Origin of the sequence: Nonomuraea soli, from assembly GCF_013761175.1 — a bacterium.
GTDB classification, from domain to species: Bacteria; Actinomycetota; Actinomycetes; order Streptosporangiales; family Streptosporangiaceae; genus Nonomuraea; species Nonomuraea soli.
Window position 1 is genome coordinate 654,604 of the sequence record NZ_JACDUR010000005.1, and the last position, 16,599, is coordinate 671,202.

19 protein-coding genes and 1 tRNA gene are annotated in these 16,599 nt (G+C 70.2%); 7 read left to right on the top strand and 13 right to left on the bottom strand.

What is annotated here, in order from left to right:
• The 4 genes from HNR30_RS26240 to HNR30_RS26255 form a co-directional block, all read right to left on the bottom strand.
• Entirely contained in the window at window positions 1-1,878 is a 1,878-nt protein-coding gene (locus HNR30_RS26240) for a hypothetical protein (RefSeq protein ID WP_181612663.1), read from the bottom strand.
• A gap of 165 nt (window positions 1,879-2,043) precedes the next feature.
• A tRNA-Lys gene (locus tag HNR30_RS26245) sits at window positions 2,044-2,117 on the bottom strand.
• A 47-nt stretch (window positions 2,118-2,164) separates the two neighbouring features.
• On the bottom strand, window positions 2,165-3,082 hold the full coding sequence (locus HNR30_RS26250) for a nucleoside hydrolase (RefSeq protein WP_181612664.1): 918 nt from the start codon (window positions 3,080-3,082) through the stop codon (window positions 2,165-2,167).
• Window positions 3,083-3,358: 276 nt separating this feature from the next.
• Window positions 3,359-3,751, bottom strand: a complete 393-nt coding sequence (locus HNR30_RS26255) for an OsmC family protein (RefSeq protein ID WP_181612665.1) — start codon at window positions 3,749-3,751, stop codon at window positions 3,359-3,361.
• Between the two features lie 52 nt (window positions 3,752-3,803).
• On the opposite strand from HNR30_RS26255, the gene HNR30_RS26260 reads away from it, so the two are divergent.
• Window positions 3,804-4,124 (top strand): ferredoxin reductase domain-containing protein, encoded by a 321-nt coding sequence (locus tag HNR30_RS26260; RefSeq protein WP_181612666.1) that lies wholly within the window; start codon window positions 3,804-3,806, stop codon window positions 4,122-4,124.
• Between the two features lie 47 nt (window positions 4,125-4,171).
• Entirely contained in the window at window positions 4,172-4,828 is a 657-nt protein-coding gene (locus HNR30_RS26265) for an FAD:protein FMN transferase (RefSeq protein WP_181612667.1), read from the top strand.
• A gap of 11 nt (window positions 4,829-4,839) precedes the next feature.
• On the opposite strand, the gene HNR30_RS26270 is transcribed toward HNR30_RS26265, so the two are convergent.
• A complete protein-coding gene (locus HNR30_RS26270; RefSeq protein WP_181612668.1) occupies window positions 4,840-5,115 on the bottom strand; it encodes a hypothetical protein in 276 nt (91 codons plus the stop codon).
• 69 nt (window positions 5,116-5,184) lie between these two features.
• On the opposite strand from HNR30_RS26270, the gene HNR30_RS26275 reads away from it, so the two are divergent.
• Genes HNR30_RS26275 through HNR30_RS26285 form a run of 3 tightly spaced genes read left to right on the top strand, consistent with a single transcriptional unit; the run spans window position 5,185 to window position 8,059 of the window.
• The gene (locus HNR30_RS26275) at window positions 5,185-6,387 is read left to right on the top strand and encodes a cation:proton antiporter (protein WP_246379183.1); all 1,203 of its coding nucleotides are present in this window, start codon (window positions 5,185-5,187) and stop codon (window positions 6,385-6,387) included.
• Window positions 6,384-6,758 (top strand): phage holin family protein, encoded by a 375-nt coding sequence (locus HNR30_RS26280; RefSeq protein ID WP_312894653.1) that lies wholly within the window; start codon window positions 6,384-6,386, stop codon window positions 6,756-6,758. Before HNR30_RS26275 ends, HNR30_RS26280 begins: the two co-directional genes overlap by 4 nt.
• 2 nt (window positions 6,759-6,760) lie before the next feature.
• A complete protein-coding gene (locus HNR30_RS26285) occupies window positions 6,761-8,059 on the top strand; it encodes an aromatic amino acid ammonia-lyase (RefSeq protein WP_181612671.1) in 1,299 nt (432 codons plus the stop codon).
• Window positions 8,060-8,118: 59 nt separating this feature from the next.
• On the opposite strand, the gene HNR30_RS26290 is transcribed toward HNR30_RS26285, so the two are convergent.
• Window positions 8,119-9,105 carry a LacI family DNA-binding transcriptional regulator gene (locus tag HNR30_RS26290; protein ID WP_181612672.1) on the bottom strand — a complete coding sequence of 329 codons (987 nt, stop codon included), beginning with the start codon at window positions 9,103-9,105 and terminating at the stop codon, window positions 8,119-8,121.
• A 146-nt stretch (window positions 9,106-9,251) separates the two neighbouring features.
• Between HNR30_RS26290 and HNR30_RS26295 the strand changes: the two genes are divergently transcribed.
• Window positions 9,252-10,076 (top strand): amidohydrolase family protein, encoded by an 825-nt coding sequence (locus tag HNR30_RS26295; RefSeq protein WP_181612673.1) that lies wholly within the window; start codon window positions 9,252-9,254, stop codon window positions 10,074-10,076.
• Entirely contained in the window at window positions 10,077-10,571 is a 495-nt protein-coding gene (locus HNR30_RS26300) for a cysteine dioxygenase (protein WP_181612674.1), read from the top strand.
• On the opposite strand, the gene HNR30_RS26305 is transcribed toward HNR30_RS26300, so the two are convergent.
• The 7 genes from HNR30_RS26305 to HNR30_RS26335 are packed head-to-tail and all read right to left on the bottom strand — an operon-like array spanning window position 10,552 to window position 16,583.
• On the bottom strand, window positions 10,552-11,622 hold the full coding sequence (locus tag HNR30_RS26305) for a glycerophosphodiester phosphodiesterase (protein WP_181612675.1): 1,071 nt from the start codon (window positions 11,620-11,622) through the stop codon (window positions 10,552-10,554). The two genes, HNR30_RS26300 and HNR30_RS26305, sit on opposite strands and share 20 nt — an antisense overlap.
• A 20-nt stretch (window positions 11,623-11,642) precedes the next feature.
• On the bottom strand, window positions 11,643-12,272 hold the full coding sequence (locus tag HNR30_RS26310) for a hypothetical protein (RefSeq protein WP_181612676.1): 630 nt from the start codon (window positions 12,270-12,272) through the stop codon (window positions 11,643-11,645).
• Between the two features lie 20 nt (window positions 12,273-12,292).
• A complete protein-coding gene (locus HNR30_RS26315; RefSeq protein WP_312894654.1) occupies window positions 12,293-13,435 on the bottom strand; it encodes a CynX/NimT family MFS transporter in 1,143 nt (380 codons plus the stop codon).
• Window positions 13,436-13,443: 8 nt separating this feature from the next.
• Window positions 13,444-14,205: an ABC transporter ATP-binding protein gene (locus HNR30_RS26320; RefSeq protein WP_181612677.1), complete on the bottom strand. Its 762-nt coding sequence runs from the start codon at window positions 14,203-14,205 to the stop codon at window positions 13,444-13,446.
• Window positions 14,198-14,920 carry an ABC transporter permease gene (locus tag HNR30_RS26325; RefSeq protein WP_181612678.1) on the bottom strand — a complete coding sequence of 241 codons (723 nt, stop codon included), beginning with the start codon at window positions 14,918-14,920 and terminating at the stop codon, window positions 14,198-14,200. Before HNR30_RS26325 ends, HNR30_RS26320 begins: the two co-directional genes overlap by 8 nt.
• Window positions 14,917-15,672 (bottom strand): ABC transporter permease, encoded by a 756-nt coding sequence (locus HNR30_RS26330; RefSeq protein WP_181612679.1) that lies wholly within the window; start codon window positions 15,670-15,672, stop codon window positions 14,917-14,919. Before HNR30_RS26330 ends, HNR30_RS26325 begins: the two co-directional genes overlap by 4 nt.
• Window positions 15,669-16,583, bottom strand: a complete 915-nt coding sequence (locus HNR30_RS26335) for an ABC transporter substrate-binding protein (RefSeq protein WP_181612680.1) — start codon at window positions 16,581-16,583, stop codon at window positions 15,669-15,671. Before HNR30_RS26335 ends, HNR30_RS26330 begins: the two co-directional genes overlap by 4 nt.
• Between the last annotated feature and the right edge of the window lie 16 nt (window positions 16,584-16,599).

Genomic DNA, 16,599 nt, shown 5'->3' on the forward strand with positions numbered 1-16,599 from the left:
TCACCGAGGCAGATAGGAGCAGCGGACACCCGTTCGCACGGTGGCGCGCAGCTCCGCGCCGATCACCTCGTCTGCCTCGGCGATATGCGTCAACGCCCGCCTGATGGCCTTGGCCACCGCCACCCTGGCCCGTTCGTGGTCGTCGGTGAAGTTCCGCGCCCGGCCGCCCAGACCGGTGCTCGCCGTCAGCTCCGAGATCAGCCAGTCGCGCTCGGAGCGCAGCACCGCGGCGCGCTCCAGGTCGTGGGCGGCCTCCAGCTCGCCGATCTCCTCTTCGAGCTCGGCCATCCGCACCACGTAGGTGCGTTCCGCGTACTCGTCCAGAAGGGGTTGAGCGGAGTGCGACGGCGTGTCCTCACCGCCGGCCACGAGGTCGATGGCGCGGATCTCCCGCCGGGGATTGGCGATCAGGACAGCGAGGTGGCGCATGCCCACGCTCGACTTGACCAGCGCCGTCCGGCCGGCCAGCTCCACCCGCCACCAGCGCCCGCCGTTCGAGCACACCGCCACCGACGGCCCCGCTGCTCGTACCTGCGTGCCCCGCACCTCGGGAAGCGACATGCCCAGCTCCGCGGCCTCCTTCTCCGCCGTCACCAGCTCATCGCGTGGCCCGCCGAGCCGTACGAGCACATGGCCCAGCCGCCAGCGGCTCAGGGCCGCCGCGGGCCAGTGGCCGAGCGCGCGGTTGGCCCGCAAGGCCTCGCCGAAGTGCTCGGCGGCCCGCTCGACCTGCCCCATCGTCAGTGCGGCCAACCCGAGAGACTGGTGAGCGGAGCCGAAGCAGGCCACCCCTCGGCTGGCGATCATCGGCAACCGGGCGTACGGCTGGAGCAGATCGTAGGCCCGCGCGGCCATCGCCTCGTCGTCCAGCAGGTGAGCGGCCTCCACCAGCCCGTACATCGCCGCCAGCCAGTTCTTCGCCGGCGGGAGCGTGATGTCGCGCAGCCGGGCCACCATCGTCTCGGCCAGACGCCGGTCGCCGGCTTCTGCGGCGGCCACCGCCAGCGCGGGGAAGTAGGCGTAGTCCGCGTGGCACAACGCCGAGGAGTTCACCAGGTCCGACAACAAAGGGAGCAGCTCCGCGACACGTCCCTGATACCAGCGGATCGTCACCAGCTGCGCGCCGTACCAGCCGATGGCGTTGACGTCACCCGCGGCCGTGCCGCGCTCCGAGCAGGCCGCCGCCGCCCGCTCGGCCTCCTCGAACCGGCCCGCCCGGATGAGCAGCATGACCTCGATGGCGTCGATGACGAATCCGATCGCCGGGTGGTCTCGGACGGCGAGCCGCTCGCGTAACTCGCGCAGAGACCGCTCGGCATGCGGATCGGCGGCCAGGAACAGGTCGACCGTCCACCACAGCAGCCCCATCAGCAGATCGCCACGGCGCCGTGTACGGCTGGCCACCCCGACCAGCTCCTGCGCCAGCTCGAACCTGAGCTCCTGGTGCTCGGGGCTCATCAGGCAGTGATGGGCCAGGCTCAGCGCCTCGGCCAGAGCCACCGGGTCGCCGGTGGTCCTGGCGTGGACCAGCGCGCGCATGACCGCGGCGTGCTCCCCCATACGGTTGTCCCGCTCGGCCGCCAACCGCACGCACAGCCGTACGGCGAGCACGGAGTCCGGCCTGATGGCGGCCAGGGCATGCTCCTGGCGCGAGTTGATCATCACCGACTCGGCGGTGGTGCGGTGCTCGTTCAGCCAGATCCCGCCCAGCCCCAGCGCCGCACGCGCCAGCGCCCCGGAGTCGTCCGAGCGCTCGGCCTCCTGGTAGGCCTCCTCGAACCAGCGGCGGCTGTCATGCAGGATGCCGTCCTCGTGGAGGGCATGATCAGCCCGGCGAAGATGGTCGTCAGCCCTGCTCCGCTGTCCCCCGTCACGCACAGATGCCCCCTGGACATTCGGAACGCGGCCCCGCGCCCGAATCGTACGAAGGCGTTGCGGGTCTGTCCAGCGCGTATCAACGGGGGAAGCGCCGGGCAGGCCGATCCAGCGGGGCGCCAAACAAAGAAACCCCAGCTCGGCTAACCGAACTGGGGTTTCGCGCTGTGCGCCGCCAGGGACTCGAACCCCGGACCCGCTGATTAAGAGTCAGCTGCTCTAACCAACTGAGCTAGCGGCGCTTGCGACAGAAAGAACTCTACCAGCCCCCAAGCACCGCTCGCACACATCACCCCAGCCTCTCCCCCAGCCGCCCGTAAGCCCCGAGCAGCACCTCCCAGAACCCGGGCACGTCAAAGGACGTGGCCACGCGGGTGTTCGGGGCGTCGGAGCGGAAGTCCGTCACCGTCATCCCCGTCGTGAACCTCCCGACCGTCTCGACCTCCACCCGCGCGTCGGTGAACCCCATCAGCTCGGGCGAGATCGCGTAGGCCACCGCGCAGGCGTCGTGCAGGGCCGGGCCGCCGTCGGCCGTCACCTGGCCGTAGAAGGAGGCGGCCGGGACGACGAGGGAGGACAGCCGGCCCAGGGCTCCCATCTTCTCCAGGAGCCCGGCGTTGACCTGGGCGGTGAGCGTGACGTCGAGGCCGATCTGGGTGACGGTCCATCCGGCCCCGAACACGATGGCCGCCGCCTCCGGGTCGGTGAGGATGTTGAACTCCGCGGCCGGGTTGGAGTTGCCCCGCGTGTACGACCCGCCCATGACGACCATCTCCTTGACGGCCTGCACGATGCGCGGTTCCCGGCGGACGGCGAGGGCGATGTTGGTGAGCGGTCCGACGGCGACGAGGGTGATCTCGCCGGGCCGGTCGAGGATGGTGGAGACGATGAAGTCGACGGCGTGTCCGTCGGAGGCGCCCAGCACGGGCGCGGGCAGGACGGCGTCGCCCAGGCCCGAGGTGCCGTGCACGTGGGCCGCGTGGATCTGGTCGCGGACGAGGGCGCGGTCGGCGCCGGCGTGGACGGGCAGGTCGCCCAGCTGCAGGAACTCTCTCAGGGCGAGGGCGTTCAGGGTGGTCAGGGAGAGGCCCACGTTGCCCGCGACGGTGGTGATGCCGACGAGGTCGATGTCGGTCGAGCCGGCCGCGAGGGCGATGGCGAGGGCGTCGTCGATGCCCGGGTCGCAGTCCAGGAGAACAGGTTTCACCCGTCAACGGTTTCACACCGGGCAGAAGGCTGATCCACTGGGCATAAGAAGAGGCCGGGTGGTCTCCCCCAAGAACCACCCGGCCTCTGTTTGCGGTCCAGGCCGGCTCTTTCCCCCAAAGAGCCGGCGGTCCCGCATAGCAGACAGCGGTCCCCCTCCGCGTCCGCATCGGCAAAAGCCTGCAAGTCAGTCGCAGCACCCTTGACCTGCTTCGACACTACCGAGCCGAACACCACGGAGAAGTCATAACGCGGTCGAAATCGGACAACAAGCCCTCTACGGAAGTTCCAACTCCACCTTGGTTCCCTCTTGGAGCGTGCGGCTGACGGTGCAGTACTTGTCGTGCACACGCTGCGCCACCGCCCGGTAGACCTCGTCGGCCGCCTCGGAGGGGAGCTCCACGTCGTAGGTGACGGTGATCGGCCCCAGGAGGTTCGACTCGGCCTTCTCGGCGGAGATCTCCATCGCCAGCCGTACGAGCTTGTGCCCGCGCTTGGCGGTCAGGGGCTCGACGGTCACGATGTTGCACCCGCCCACGGCGGCCAGCAGGAGCTCGACGGGGCTGAAGACCCCCTGCTCGTCGCTGCTGCCCATGCGCACCTCGGCGCCGCGGGCGTTCACGGCGCGGAAGCCGCCGTCGTCAGTACGTTCGACTCGAACATTAGCCATGCCCATAGAAACTACTCAGTTCCCTCTCATCTTCCTGGAACACCTTGGAGTCATGACGAGCCCTGTACTGATCGCCGCCGACATCGATACGGCCCGGCTGGAGCGACTGCTGGCGCGTTTGCCGCAAGGTGCTCCGACCGTCGTGCGCACGCAGCGCGTCACAGCCGAGCTCCGCGAGATCCAGCGCAGGCGCGGCCTGGTGCTGGTGGTCGGCGACGAGCACGATCCGCGGGTCAAGGAGCAGGTCAGCGCCTCGGGCCTGGCCCGCCTGCTGCCCGACATCGGCGAGCGTGAGGTACGGCTGGCGGGGCCCCGGCCGTTCCGCAAGTACGTGCGGGGAGCGCTCAAGCGGATCAGGGCGCGAAGCGCTTAGGCGGGCCTTACGGCTGTTATGAAAGCGTGACCTCTGGAGGTGGCAGAATGACGTTCCCCGGATCGGCCCGTATGGAAGTGGTCATGGGCATCCCGGTCATGGTTGACATCCGCACCGCGTTGCCGCAGCGAGAGCTGACGCCGCTGCTCGACGACGCCTTCGGCTGGCTGACGTGGGTCGGCGAGACCCTTGCTCCCGAGATGGAGCGTTTCTCCGGTGGGCAGACCATCGAGCAGATCCCGGAACTCATCGAGATCCAGCACCGCTGCAACGAGCTCTTCGAGAACACCGGCGGCTGGTTCGACCGCGACGACCACGAGGCGTACATAAGGGGATGGGCCGTCGAGCGCCTGTCGCGCGCGCTGACGAACGCGGGTGCAGTCGACCACCGGATCGACGCGGGGGGCGACGTCCGGGTGCGGGGCAGCGCGGCGCCGGGGCGCCAGTGGCGCATCGGCGTGCGCGATCCGCAGCAGGGCACGATGCGCACCGTGCTGATCGCCCGCGACCTCGCGGTCGCGACCGTGGGCCACGTCACGGTCTCCAGCGCCGACCTGGGCGTCGCCGGAGCCTACGCGTCCGCCATGCACCGCATGGACCTGGCCAGGGCCAGGCGCTTCGCCGACCGCCTGCCGTACCGGACGGTGATCGTCACACCGGACGGCACGCAGGAGTACGGCGGCGCGCTCCAGCTCGCCGGATAAATACGGATAAATCAGGCGTCGGGGTGCTTGGCGAGGTAATCGACGTACACCGGTTTCAACGCCTCGCCGAGCTCGCCTTCCCCGGCCGCCATCGCGTCGCTGAGCAGCGCCGACACCCGGCTGAGGTCGTTGGCGCTCTCGTTCGAATGCCCGCTGGCGGCCTCGGCGGCGGGGATGACCTTCAGCAGCTCCCACAGGAATCCGAAGTCGCCATGCCGTACGGCATAGCGGACAGCGCGGTCGTGCAGCTCGCTCGCGGGCAGGGTTTCCAGCTCCTCGACGTCCATGTCTCCGCTTTTCCCGTGAATGGCTCTCCATAACGACTACGCGGTGTAATGGATGGGCACATAGCGTGCATGTCCAGTCTCGACATGACCGGCGTGCTGGTCATCTCGCTCGCCGCGGTGCTGGCGCCCATCGCGGCGGCGAGCGTGGCCCGCGTGATCCGGGTGCCCAACGTGGTGCTCGAGATCCTGCTGGGCGTGCTGGTCGGCCCGGTGGTCCTGGGCTGGGTGCAGGTCGACGAACTGGTGAACGCGGTCTCCGAGTTCGGCCTGGCGATGCTGATGTTCATGGCCGGCTTCGAGATCAACTTCCAGCGGGTCAAGGGCCGCCCGATCAGGACGGCCGCACTCGGCTGGTTCATCTCCTTCGGCGTCGGCATGGCCATCGGACTGGCGCTCTTCGGCTTCACGACGCTCGCCCAGGTCGTGGGCCTGTGCATGACCACCACCGCGCTCGGCACCATCCTGCCGATGCTGCGCGACTCCGGCGCGCTGGCCACGCCCTTCGGCGGCCGGGTGCTGGCCATCGGGGCGCTGGGAGAGTTCGGCCCGATCGTGGCGATGGCCTTCATCTTCTCCGAGGACGAGAAGTGGCACACGATCGTGGTGATCGCCCTGTTCACCGTGATCGCCCTCACCGCCGCCGCGATGGCCGCCCGGCCCCGGCACCCGCGCCTGGCGCAGCTGGTCACCGCCACCATGACCACCAGCGGGCAGCTGGGCATCCGCATCGTCATGTTCGTGCTGATGCTGATGTTGTGGCTGGCCGCCTCGTTCCGGCTGGACGTGCTCCTCGGCGCCTTCACCGCCGGCATCGTGATCCGCCTGGCGGTCAAGTCGGGGCCGGAGGAGGAGCAGGAGCTGGTCACCTCCAAGCTCGACGCCATCGGCTTCGGCTTCCTCATCCCGTTCTTCTTCGTGGTCAGCGGCGTCAAGCTCGACCTGAAGGCGATGTTCGCCGACCCGGGCTCCCTGCTGCTGATCCCGCTGTTCCTGCTGCTGTTCCTCCTCGTCCGCGGCCTGCCCAGCCTCCTGCTGGCCCGCCGCGATCCTGACGTGCGTCCCGGCGAGGACCGGGCGGTGGCGCTGTTCGCCGCCGCGGCGCTACCGCTGATCGTCGTCATCACGAACACGGGCGTGGAAGCCGGGGTCATGTCCACGGCGACCGCGGCCGCGATCGTCACCGCGGGCGTGTTCAGCGTGATGATCTATCCACTGGTGGCGCTGCGCCTCTATCGCGCGGCGGAGCGGAAATGCGAGGATCTTCCAGCGTGAGATTCATTCTGAACATCCTGGCGGTGATGGTCGCCTTCTGGGTGACGACGAAGTTCGTCGACGGAGTCACCGTCCAAGGTGATCCCAGCACCGCCCAGTACTGGGGAACCCTGCTGGTGGTGGCGCTGATCTTCGGCGTCATCAACGCCATCGTCAAGCCCATCGTCCAAGCGCTCGGGTGCGCGCTGATCGTGCTCACGCTGGGCCTGTTCCTGATCGTCATCAACGCCGGCATGCTCATGCTGACGAGCTGGATCGCCGCCCAGCTCGACATCCCCTTCCACGTCGACGGCTTCTGGCCGGCGGCGGTGGTCGGATCCATCGTGATCAGCGTCGTCACCTGGATCATCGGGCTCGTCATCCCCGACTAGGCATGGAGCTCACCGGTTCGGGCCTGACCTGCGCGCGGGTCCACACGATCGCGTACGGCGGAGCCGAGGTCACCCTCGGCTCCCTCGACGCGGCCTGGCTCGCCTACGAAGTCGCGCAGGACCTGCTCGGACCCGTGTACGGCCAGACCACGGGGGTGGGCGCCAACAAGTCCGTCGAGGTCGCCGAGGGCGGCCACGACCTGCTGCGCAGCCACGCCACCGGAGCGGGGCCGCTCGTCGGGCCGGAGCGCACGCGCGCGATGCTGGCCGTACGGCTGAACCAGTTGCTCGCCGGAGGCTCCGGCGTCGATCCCAGGCTGCTGCCGGTCCTCGCCGAGGCGGTCAACGGGGGCGCCGTTCCCCCGGTCCGGACCTACGGCGCCATCGGCACCGGCGACCTGACCGCACTGTCGGTCACCGCGTTGTGCCTGCTCGGCGAGATCCCGTGGGACGGGCCGCGCTTCCCGCTGGCCTCCTCCGACGCCCTGCCCTTCATCAGTTCGGGCGCCGCCACCCTGGCCGACGCCGCCCTGGCCTGCCACCGGCTCACCGCCCTGCTCGACGCCGCCGTCGTCGTGGCGGCGCGATCCTTCCGCGCCGTCAACGCCTCGGCCGAACCCCTGGCCCTGGTGGTGCAGGAGGCGCGCCGCCAGCCGGGGCAGGCGATCGTCGCCGCGCGCCTGCGCGACATGCTCGCCGCCGAGCCGGTGCGCATCCAGGACCCGTACGGCTTCCGCGCCTTCGCCCAGGTGCACGGCACCGCCGTCGCCGCCGCCTCGCAGGCGTCCAGGACGGTGGAGATCGACCTCGACTCCGCCACCGAGAACCCGCTCATCGCCGACGACCTGGCCTGGCACAACGGCAACTTCCACGCCGCCGCCGTGGCCCACGCCCTCGACGGCCTGCGTACGGCTGTCGCCACCGCCGCCCAGCTGAGCACCGCCAGGCTGGCGGCCATGATGGATCCGGCGCTCACCGGCAGGTTGCCGTTCCTGGCGGCGGAGCCGGGTGGCAACGGGGCGCTGATCCTGGAGTACGTCGCCCAGGACGCCCTGGCCGAGCTCCGGCACCTGGCGGGACCGGTCAGCGTCGGCACCGCGGTGATCTCGCGCGGGACCGAGGACCACGCGTCGTTCGCCACCCAGGCGGCCCGGCTGGCGCTGCGGTGTGTGGAGCCGCTGGAGGTGGTCTTCGCGTGCGAGGCGGTGGCCGCGGACCTCGCCCTCGGCGAACCCGGGCCCGACCGGCCCCTCGACCACGAGCTCGACACCGCCCGCGAAAACCTGCGCACCTCGTATTGAGAGCGCGACTCTGACAGGGCGCGACTCTGACGGGGCGCGACTCTGACAGGGCGCGACTCTCAGCGGGCGCGGACCGAGCCTCGTTCGACCAGCGTCGGCTGCTGCAGCACCCGCCGGCGGCGCGTGGCGCCGTCTGCGGCGGCCACCCCGAGACGGACCGACGCGCGCACGATGCCGTCGATGTCCCAGTCGACCGTGGTGAGCCCCGGGCTCAGCAGCGACGACACCGGATGGTTGTCGTATCCCATGACGGAGATGTCGCCCGGGATCGACAGCCCCAGCGACTCCGCCGCCGCGTACACCCCGTAGGCGATGGAGTCGGCGAAGCAGAACACCGCCGTGACCGCACCCTCGGCGAGCACCTCGCGCGCGGCCTCGGTGGCCCCTGCCAGGTCGTGGGGTGCGGTCGACACCGAGATCGACAGCCCCAGCCGCTCCCCCTCGGCCAGCACGTGCACGTCGGCCGGGCGGTCGGGGGTGCTGGTCATGGTCGAGGTGAGCAGGGCGATGGCGCGGTGTCCCTGCGAGCGCAGGTGCTCCAGGGCCAGCGTGACGCCGCGCCGGTTGTCGAAGACGACCTCTCCGGTGGTGCCGGGCAGGGAGTCGCCGATGGCCACCACGGGCACCGACTCGGCCAGTTGTGCCCAGAAGGGCGCCGCGGGGTCGACGGGCTGCACGATCATCGCGTCGACCCGCTGGTCACGAAGTTGCTGGGCGAGCGAGCGCTGGCGCTCGGGGTCGCCGGCGGCGTCGAGGATGAGGGCGTAGCGGTCCTGGCCCAGCAGGCCCCGCCCGATGCCCACCGCGAGGGCCTGCTGCCACAGGTCTTCGAGCGAGCCGGACAACATCCCGATCGTGCCGGTCTTCCCGCTGGCCAGGGCTCTGGCGATGGGGTCGGCTTCGTAGCCGAGTTCGGCGGCGGCGGCTTTGACACGCTCCATCGTCTCTTCTGAGACCTGCATACCGCGCAGCGCGTAGGACACGGCTGCCGGTGACAGACCCGTCGCCTGCGCCACCTCACGGATCGTCGCTCGTTTCCGCGGCATCCCGCAAGCCTAGCCCCCCATTGACACGAAAGGGGGTGAAGCGGTTCACTGAACCGTATCACTGAATCGCTTCACATGGACGTCTTCCCAGAGTGAGGCGTTTGCCTATAAAGTCAGTAGGAAATACATGGGATGGAGGTGGCCCGATGGACGTGCACCAGCACTTGTGGACCCCCGCGTTCGTCGCGGCCCTGCGCGCTCGCACGCGCCCGCCCTACCTCGACGGGTGGACCCTCCTGCTCGACGGCGAACCGCCGTACGAGGTCGACCCCGCCGATCACGACCCGGCCAAGCGCGAGACCCCGGCGATCCTGTCGTTGTCGAGCCCGCTCGGCATCGAGGCGCTGCCGCCGGAGGAGGCCTGGCCGCTCATCGACGCCTACCACGCCGACGTGCCGTACGGCTTCGAGCAGTGGGCGTCCACGTGCGTCAGCGAGCCCGACCCCGGCCGCCTGGCCGCCGACCTCGACGGCAAGGCCGGCCTGCAGCTTCCCGCGACGACGCTCCCCGACGACGCCCTGCTCGACGTGCTCACCGCCCACGACAAGCCGCTCTTCGTGCACCCCGGTCCCGCCTCCGGCCACGCGCCGGCACCCTGGTGGCCCGCGCTGGTGCCGTACGTCCAGCAGATGCACGCGTCCTGGCACTTCTTCCACGCCGTCGTCCGCCCCCGCCACCCCCGCCTGCGCGTCTGCTTCGCCCTGCTGGCGGGGCTCGCGCCCCTGCACTCGGAACGGCTGATCACCCGCGGCGGACCGTCACGGGGCCGCCTGGACCGCGACTTCTTCGTGGAGACCTCCAGCTACGGCCCCAAGGCGATCGACGCGATCGTGCGCGAGCTGGGCGTCGACGTCGTCGTCAACGGCTCCGACGCGCCGTACGCGAGCGCACCGGAAACGGGCCTCGGCGCCGCGGCCGACCACGCCATCCGAGAGACCAACCCCCTGCGATTGATGAGAGGAGACAGGTAAGTGAACACGCTCCCCGAGCGCAACCTCGACCGGAGGGAGCTGCGGGACCTGGTCGACGAGCTGGCAGCCGACCCGGCGCAGTGGCAGGACCAGGTGGAGTTCCCTGAAGGCGGCGGCCGGCACTACGCCTCGCTCTACCGCGACGCCTATGTGGACGTGTGGCTGCTGTGCTGGCGCCCGGAAGACGACACCGGCTGGCACGACCACGACATCTCCTCGGGCGCCGTGACCGTCGTGCAGGGGGCGCTGCTGGAGTGCAACCCGCGCATCGGCGGCGAGCACCTGGAGACGGTGGTGTCCGAAGGTCAGTCGTTCTCCTTCGGACCCGATCACATCCACCGCCTGACCGGCGCGATCGACAAGAGCGTCTCGATCCACGCCTACTCGCCGCCGTTGTGGCGCCTGGGTCAGTACTCCATCGACGACACCGGCCTGATGCGCCGGGTGTCGGTGAGCTACGCCGACGAGCTGCGGCCTATCGACGCCGTTGCGTGATCACGGCCCTGCCCATCGACGGGTCGTCGCAGAACGCTCCGTCGATGCCGAGGTCGAGCAGCCTGCCGAGCCAGCCCATCACGTCTCCGGTGGCGCGGGGGTAGACCGGGCTGGCCGGATTGCCCAGCCGGTGGTCTGCGGGTAGCTGGGAGTTCTCGTTGCGGATGGTCCACACGTGCACGGCGAGCCGCCGCCGGTGGGCGTCCTGGACCAGCGTGGTCGGAGGCAGGAGGCGGCCGTCGGCCCCGACGGGGATCACCCGGCGGGTGTCGACGCCGATGCCGTCTGCGTAGGCGGCGACCTCGCGCAGCCCGTCGGGGGTGACGAGGTCGTCGTAGCCGCGCGGGTCCCCCGAGACCACCCAGTCGTACGGCCTTCCGCCGAAGGTCATGAGCTGGATGAGCGGGTAGCGGGTTTTGCCGTGCAGGTCGCGCAGGTTGGCGGTCTCGAAGGACTGGATGAAGGCCTTGCGCACCCGGTGGCGGCCGAGCACCTCGAGCAGCGGCTCCTCCAGCGACAGGTTGATCGAGTCGAAGTAGGTCGGGTGCTTGGTCTCGGGGTAGACGCCGACCCCGTGGCGTTCGGCCAGCTGCACGACCTCCTCGAAGGTCGGGATCTCGGCCAGGCCGTCGAAGGCGGTGTTGCCGGGCCGCAGGTCAGGCACCCGCTCCTTGGCCCGCAGGGTCTTCAGCTCGGCGAGGGTGAAGTCCTCGGTGAACCAGCCGGTGACGGGGCGGCCGTCGATCGTCTTGGTGGTACGGCGGGCGGCGAACTCGGGGCGCGCGGCCACGTCGGTGGTGCCCGAGATCTCGTTCTCGTGCCTGGCGACCAGGACGTGGTCCTTGGTCGAGACGAGGTCGGGCTCGATGTAGTCGGCGCCCATGGCGATGGCCGCCTCGTACGACAGCAGCGTGTGCTCCGGGCGGTGGGCGCTGGCGCCCCGGTGCGCGATGACGATGGGATCGCCGCTGCGGCGATCGGCGACGGCGGGCTCGGGTTGGATCAGCACGACCGCGACGGTAACACCGGCGATCAACCTGCGCAGGATCATGCGCGGGAGGTTAGGGCGGCTCAGTGACGGCTGAGCACACAGCAGGTGGAGCAGGGCTCAACATCCGGCAGCGTGACCCACAGGCAGCAGGTGCGGCGCAGGTAGCGGGTGCCGTCGCTCTGGATCAGCCCGTCGACGGGCGGCCCGATCCGCTCCAGCAGGCTCATGTAGTCGCCCGGCACCTGGTCGCGCAGCGGGTGGGCGAAGGCCTCGGCGGTGGAGCCCCACAGGGTGCGCTCCCCCACCCTGGCCAGCGTGGAGATGCGCTTGATCAGCGGTTCCTGCGATTCCAGCAGGGCGGGCCGGATGCCGTCGACGTCGGTCCAGGTGACGGCGGTGGCGCCGACGGTGACGCCGGCGGGCGAGACCTTGAACCAGGTGTCGTCGAAGCGCATGACGGGGACCTGGCCGTCGAGGGCCCAGCCGACGGCCATGGGCATGGTGTGCCAGTAGGAGTAGGTCTTCCAGAACAGCGCCGCCCCGACGTGGCGCGGCGCGCCCCAGCGGTCGGCGGTCTGCTGGATCAGGTCGTCGAGGGGCATCGCCGAGACAGGGGTCCAGGTCTCGTCGGGTTCGATGACGAGGCTCGGCACGACGCCGAGCACGCCCTGGCGGGCCTCCGCGAACTTCTCGAGCACACCGGTGAGCATGAAGCCATGGTAAGCCTTACCTAAGCTCGTGCGGCCAGCCACCCCACCACTGCCTGCACGCCGCAGAAGACCAGGCCGGTCAGCAGCGGCACCGTCCAGGCTCCGCTCGACTCGCGCAGCGCTCCGACGAGCACCGGGCCGATGGCGGCGAGCACGTAACCCACCGACTGCGCCACGGCCGACAACGCGGTGACGGAGGTGGGATCGGAACCCCGGTTGGTGATGATGAGCAGGGCCAGCGCGAGCGTCGCCCCCTGCCCGATCCCGAGCACGATCATCCACAACCACGGCAGGGTCGTGGGTGCGAGGAGCACGCCGAGGTAGCCCGTGGCGGTGAGCGCGGTGGCGCCCAGCACGTGCGGCACCTGTGAGGCGCGTCCTCCGGCGTGCATGGGCGCGCCGAAGGTGCCGACGACCTGCGCCAGGGCTGACAGGCTGAGCAGGTATCCGGCGTGTTCTGGGGTGACGCCCGACTCCAGGAAGATGGTGGGCAGCCAGGCGAGCGTCACGTAGAAGGTCAGCGACTGCACGCCCATGAAGGCGGTGATGTACCAGGTGGTGCGGTTGCGCAGGATGGCGCGGAAGGGCCGGGTCGCGACCTGGGGATCGGGGCGCCTGCGCAACGTCTGGGGCAGCCACAGCAGCGCGCCGAGCAGCGCGGGCACCGCCGCGAGCGCCGAGACGCCGCGCCAGTCGAGGCCCGTCCACCGCTCCATGGGGATCGCCAGGCCGCTGGCGATGGCCGCGCCGATGACGAGGGCCGAGACGTAGACGCTGGTGAACAGGCCGACGCGGTCGGGGAAGTGGTGCTTGACCACGCCGGGCATGACCACGTTCATGATCGCGATGGCGGTGCCGGCCACGGCGGCTCCGCCGTACAGGAGCACGGGACCGTCGAGGCTGCGCACGATCACGCCGGCGGCCAGGAGCAGCAGGCCGAACAGCAGCGTGCGGTCGACGCCGAGGCGGCGGGCCAGCACGGGCGTGGCCACGCCGCACACGCCGAGGCAGACCACCATCACCGTGGTGATCGCGCCTCCGCCCGCGGGGCTGAGGCCGACGTCGGTCATGATCTCGTCGAGCAGGGGGGAAATGCCCGCCAGTGCGGGCCGCAGGTTGAGCGCGGCCAGGACCAGCCCGGCCACCAGAAGCACGAATCTCACAATGGCGGTTATTGTTTCGTGCGCTGGATCTGCGCGTAGACGTGCCCCCTCAGTTCGGCGAACCTGGGCAGCGAGCGGGTGGTCAGCTGGTCGCGCTCGGCGGGCAGGTCGATCTTGAGGTCCTCCAGCACGGTGGTGGGCGAGGCCGAGAGCACGATCACGCGACGGCCCAGGTAGACCGCCTCGTCGATGTCGTGGGTGATGAACAGCACGGTCATCTCCAGTCGCTGCCAGAGCCGCAGGATCAGGTCCTCGAGGTCGGCGCGGGTCTGGGCGTCGACGGCGGCGAACGGCTCGTCCATGAGCAGCAGGCTCGGCTCGTAGGCGACGGCGCGGGCGATCGCCACCCGCTGCTGCATGCCGCCCGACAGCTGCCAGGGGTGCGCGTCGTGCGCGCCGGCGAGGCCGACGGCCTCCAGCGACTCCGTCACCAGCTCGGTGCGTCTGGCCCGGTCGAGGCCCTTCTCCTTGAGCGGCAGCTCGACGTTCTGCCGCACGGTGAGCCAGGGGAACAGGCTCCTGCCGTACTCCTGGAAGACGACCGCCGTGTGCTCGGGAGGCCCGGTCACCGGCCGTCCGGCGACCCTGACCTGTCCTTCGTACGGCAGCAGCCCGGCGACGCAGCGCAGCAGCGTGGTCTTGCCGCAGCCGGAGGGCCCGACGACGCAGACCAGCTCGCCCGCGTCGACCTGGAGCGAGAGGCGGTCCAGCGCCGTGACGGTGCGGCCGCGGCCCTGGTAGGTCTTGGTCAGATCGATGAGCTCAAGCACGGTGATACCAGGCCAGGACTCGCTTTTCGACCATACGGAACACCAGCGACAACCCCCATCCGATGAGGCCCAGCAGCACGATTCCGCTCCACATCTCGGCGATCTGGAAGCCCCGCTGGAACAGCACGATCGTGAAGCCCAGGCCGCTGCTGCTGGCGAACATCTCGCTGATCACCATGAGGATGATCCCGATCGACAACGCCTGCCGCAGGCCGGCCATGATCTGCGGGCTGGCCGAGCGCAGCACCAGGTGGCGCAGGCGCACGCCGTACAACTTGCAGGTGTCGGCCAGCACCTCGTCGATGGCCCTGACGCCCTCGACGGTGTTGAGCAGGATCGGCCAGACACATCCCGAGACGATCACCGCGACCTTCATCGCGTTGTCGATGCCCGCGAACAGCATGATCAGCGGCACCAGCACCGGCGGCGGGACCGCGCGGAAGAACTCCAGCACCGGCTCGGCCGCCGCGCGCAGCCCGCTCGACAGGCCGATCGCCACGCCGAGCCCGACGCCGATCACCCCGGCCAGCGTGTAGCCGGCCGCCAGCCTGGCCAGGCTCGGCAGCACGTCGGTCAGGACGCGCTCGGAGAACCAGGTCTCGGCGAAGGCCGCCGCCACCCGTCCGGGACTCGGCAGGTAGAACGAACCGCCGCTGACCAGCCACCACACGCCCACGAGCAGCAGCGGCACCGCGAGGGCGTTGACGACTCTCATGCCGCCACCTCCCTGCGCACCGACTGGTGCCACGACAGCACCCGCCGCTCCAGCGTCCGCACGCCCACGTTGACCGCGATGCCGATCAGCCCTGCCAGCACGATCAGCGCGTAGACCTGCGCCACCGCCCCGCTGGACTGGGCGATCTGGATCTCCAGCCCGAGCCCCGGGCTGCCGATGACCAGCTCGGCGGTGATCGCCAGGATGAACGCCACCGCCGCGGCCAGCCGCAGCCCGGTCATGATGTACGGCAGAGCGGACGGCCACACCAGCCGCCGCATCCGCGTCCACGAGGAGAAGCCGTAGGAACGCGCCGTGTCCACCGCCACCGGATCGACGGCCGCCACGCCGTACAGCACCTGGATGAGCACCTGCCAGAAGGAGGCGTACACCACGAGCAGCAGCGTGGAGCCCAGCGAGGCGCCGAACAGGAGCGTGGCGAGCGGGATGAGCGCCACCGACGGGATGGGCCGCAGGAACTCGACCGTGCTGTTGGTGGCCGCCCGCAGCCCTGGCACGGTGCCGATGACCATGCCGGCGGCCACGGCGGCGCAGAAGGCGATGCCCAGGCCGAGCGCCCAGCCGAGCAGGGTCTCGCCGAGCGCCGCCCAGAGCCCGGCGGTGACCAGCTGTCCGCCCAGGGTCCGGAGGATCTCCGAGGCGGGCGGCAGGAAGCGCTCGTCGACGAGCCCGAGCCGGGGCACGGCCTCCATCAGCAGCAGGAGGCCGGCCACGCCGTACAGGGATCTCATTCCACCAGGCTCGGGACGCTCTTGAGCACGCCGTCGTTCTTGGCCATCTCCGCGATCGCGGTGACCGACTCCTTGTTGATCTCGGCGGGCCACTTGGGGAGCTTGATCTTGGCGATGACGTCCGGCGCGATCTTGGTGTAGGTCTTCAGCGTCTCGCGCACCTCGTCCGGATGCTCGGCGGCATAGGCGAGCGACTCGTTGATGGCCTTGGCGAAGCGGCCGGACAGATCGGCGTCGGCCTTGCCGGTGGTGAAGTACATGGCGACCGTGAGGTTGGGCGTGGCCTCGGCGAAGTTCCACGCCACCGCGCGGGCGCCCTGCGAGAGCGCCTGGCTGACGAAGGGCTCGACCACCCAGATGGCGTCCACGCTGCCGTTCTGCAGGGCCGCGGGCGCGTCGGGGAAGGGCAGCTCGACGAACTGGATGCCGGACGGGTCGCCGCCCGCCTTGCGGACGGTGGCGCGGATGGTCGTGTCGCCGATGTTCTTGAGCTGGTTGACCGAGACCTTCTTGCCCGCCAGGTCGGCGGCGGACTGGATGGGGCTGTCGGCCTTGACCAGCACGGCGCTGAAGTCCTCACCTGGCGTGCCGGTCGAGGAGACGCCGTTGGCCACCACCTTCACGTCCAGACCCTGCTCCTTGGCGGCCAGCAGGGAGGTCACGTTGGCGAAGGCGAACTGGAACTGGTTGCTCACCACCCCCGAGATGGCGGCGGCGCCGCCCTGGACCGGGGTGATCGTGAGGTCGATGTCGTGCTTGTCGAAGAAGCCCTTGGCCTTGCCGAGGTGGATGGGCGCGGTGTCGACGATCGCGATCACGCCCGCGTTGACCTTGTCCTTGCCCCCGGAGGTGTCTGTTGAGCCGCAGGCCGTCAGGGCGGCCAGTAAGACGACGGCTAAGACACGGCGCATCTCGCCTCCAGATTGT

Coding starts and splice junctions, on each gene's coding strand:
- HNR30_RS26255 (WP_181612665.1), bottom strand. CDS start 3,751: ATGGCTAATGTTCGAGTCGAACGTACTGACGACGGCGGCTTCCGCGCC.
- HNR30_RS26260 (WP_181612666.1), top strand. CDS start 3,804: ATGACGAGCCCTGTACTGATCGCCGCCGACATCGATACGGCCCGGCTG.
- HNR30_RS26265 (WP_181612667.1), top strand. CDS start 4,172: ATGACGTTCCCCGGATCGGCCCGTATGGAAGTGGTCATGGGCATCCCG.
- HNR30_RS26270 (WP_181612668.1), bottom strand. CDS start 5,115: ATGGACGTCGAGGAGCTGGAAACCCTGCCCGCGAGCGAGCTGCACGAC.
- HNR30_RS26275 (WP_246379183.1), top strand. CDS start 5,185: ATGTCCAGTCTCGACATGACCGGCGTGCTGGTCATCTCGCTCGCCGCG.
- HNR30_RS26285 (WP_181612671.1), top strand. CDS start 6,761: ATGGAGCTCACCGGTTCGGGCCTGACCTGCGCGCGGGTCCACACGATC.
- HNR30_RS26290 (WP_181612672.1), bottom strand. CDS start 9,105: ATGCCGCGGAAACGAGCGACGATCCGTGAGGTGGCGCAGGCGACGGGT.
- HNR30_RS26295 (WP_181612673.1), top strand. CDS start 9,252: ATGGACGTGCACCAGCACTTGTGGACCCCCGCGTTCGTCGCGGCCCTG.
- HNR30_RS26305 (WP_181612675.1), bottom strand. CDS start 11,622: ATGATCCTGCGCAGGTTGATCGCCGGTGTTACCGTCGCGGTCGTGCTG.
- HNR30_RS26310 (WP_181612676.1), bottom strand. CDS start 12,272: ATGCTCACCGGTGTGCTCGAGAAGTTCGCGGAGGCCCGCCAGGGCGTG.
- HNR30_RS26325 (WP_181612678.1), bottom strand. CDS start 14,920: ATGAGAGTCGTCAACGCCCTCGCGGTGCCGCTGCTGCTCGTGGGCGTG.
- HNR30_RS26330 (WP_181612679.1), bottom strand. CDS start 15,672: ATGAGATCCCTGTACGGCGTGGCCGGCCTCCTGCTGCTGATGGAGGCC.
- HNR30_RS26335 (WP_181612680.1), bottom strand. CDS start 16,583: ATGCGCCGTGTCTTAGCCGTCGTCTTACTGGCCGCCCTGACGGCCTGC.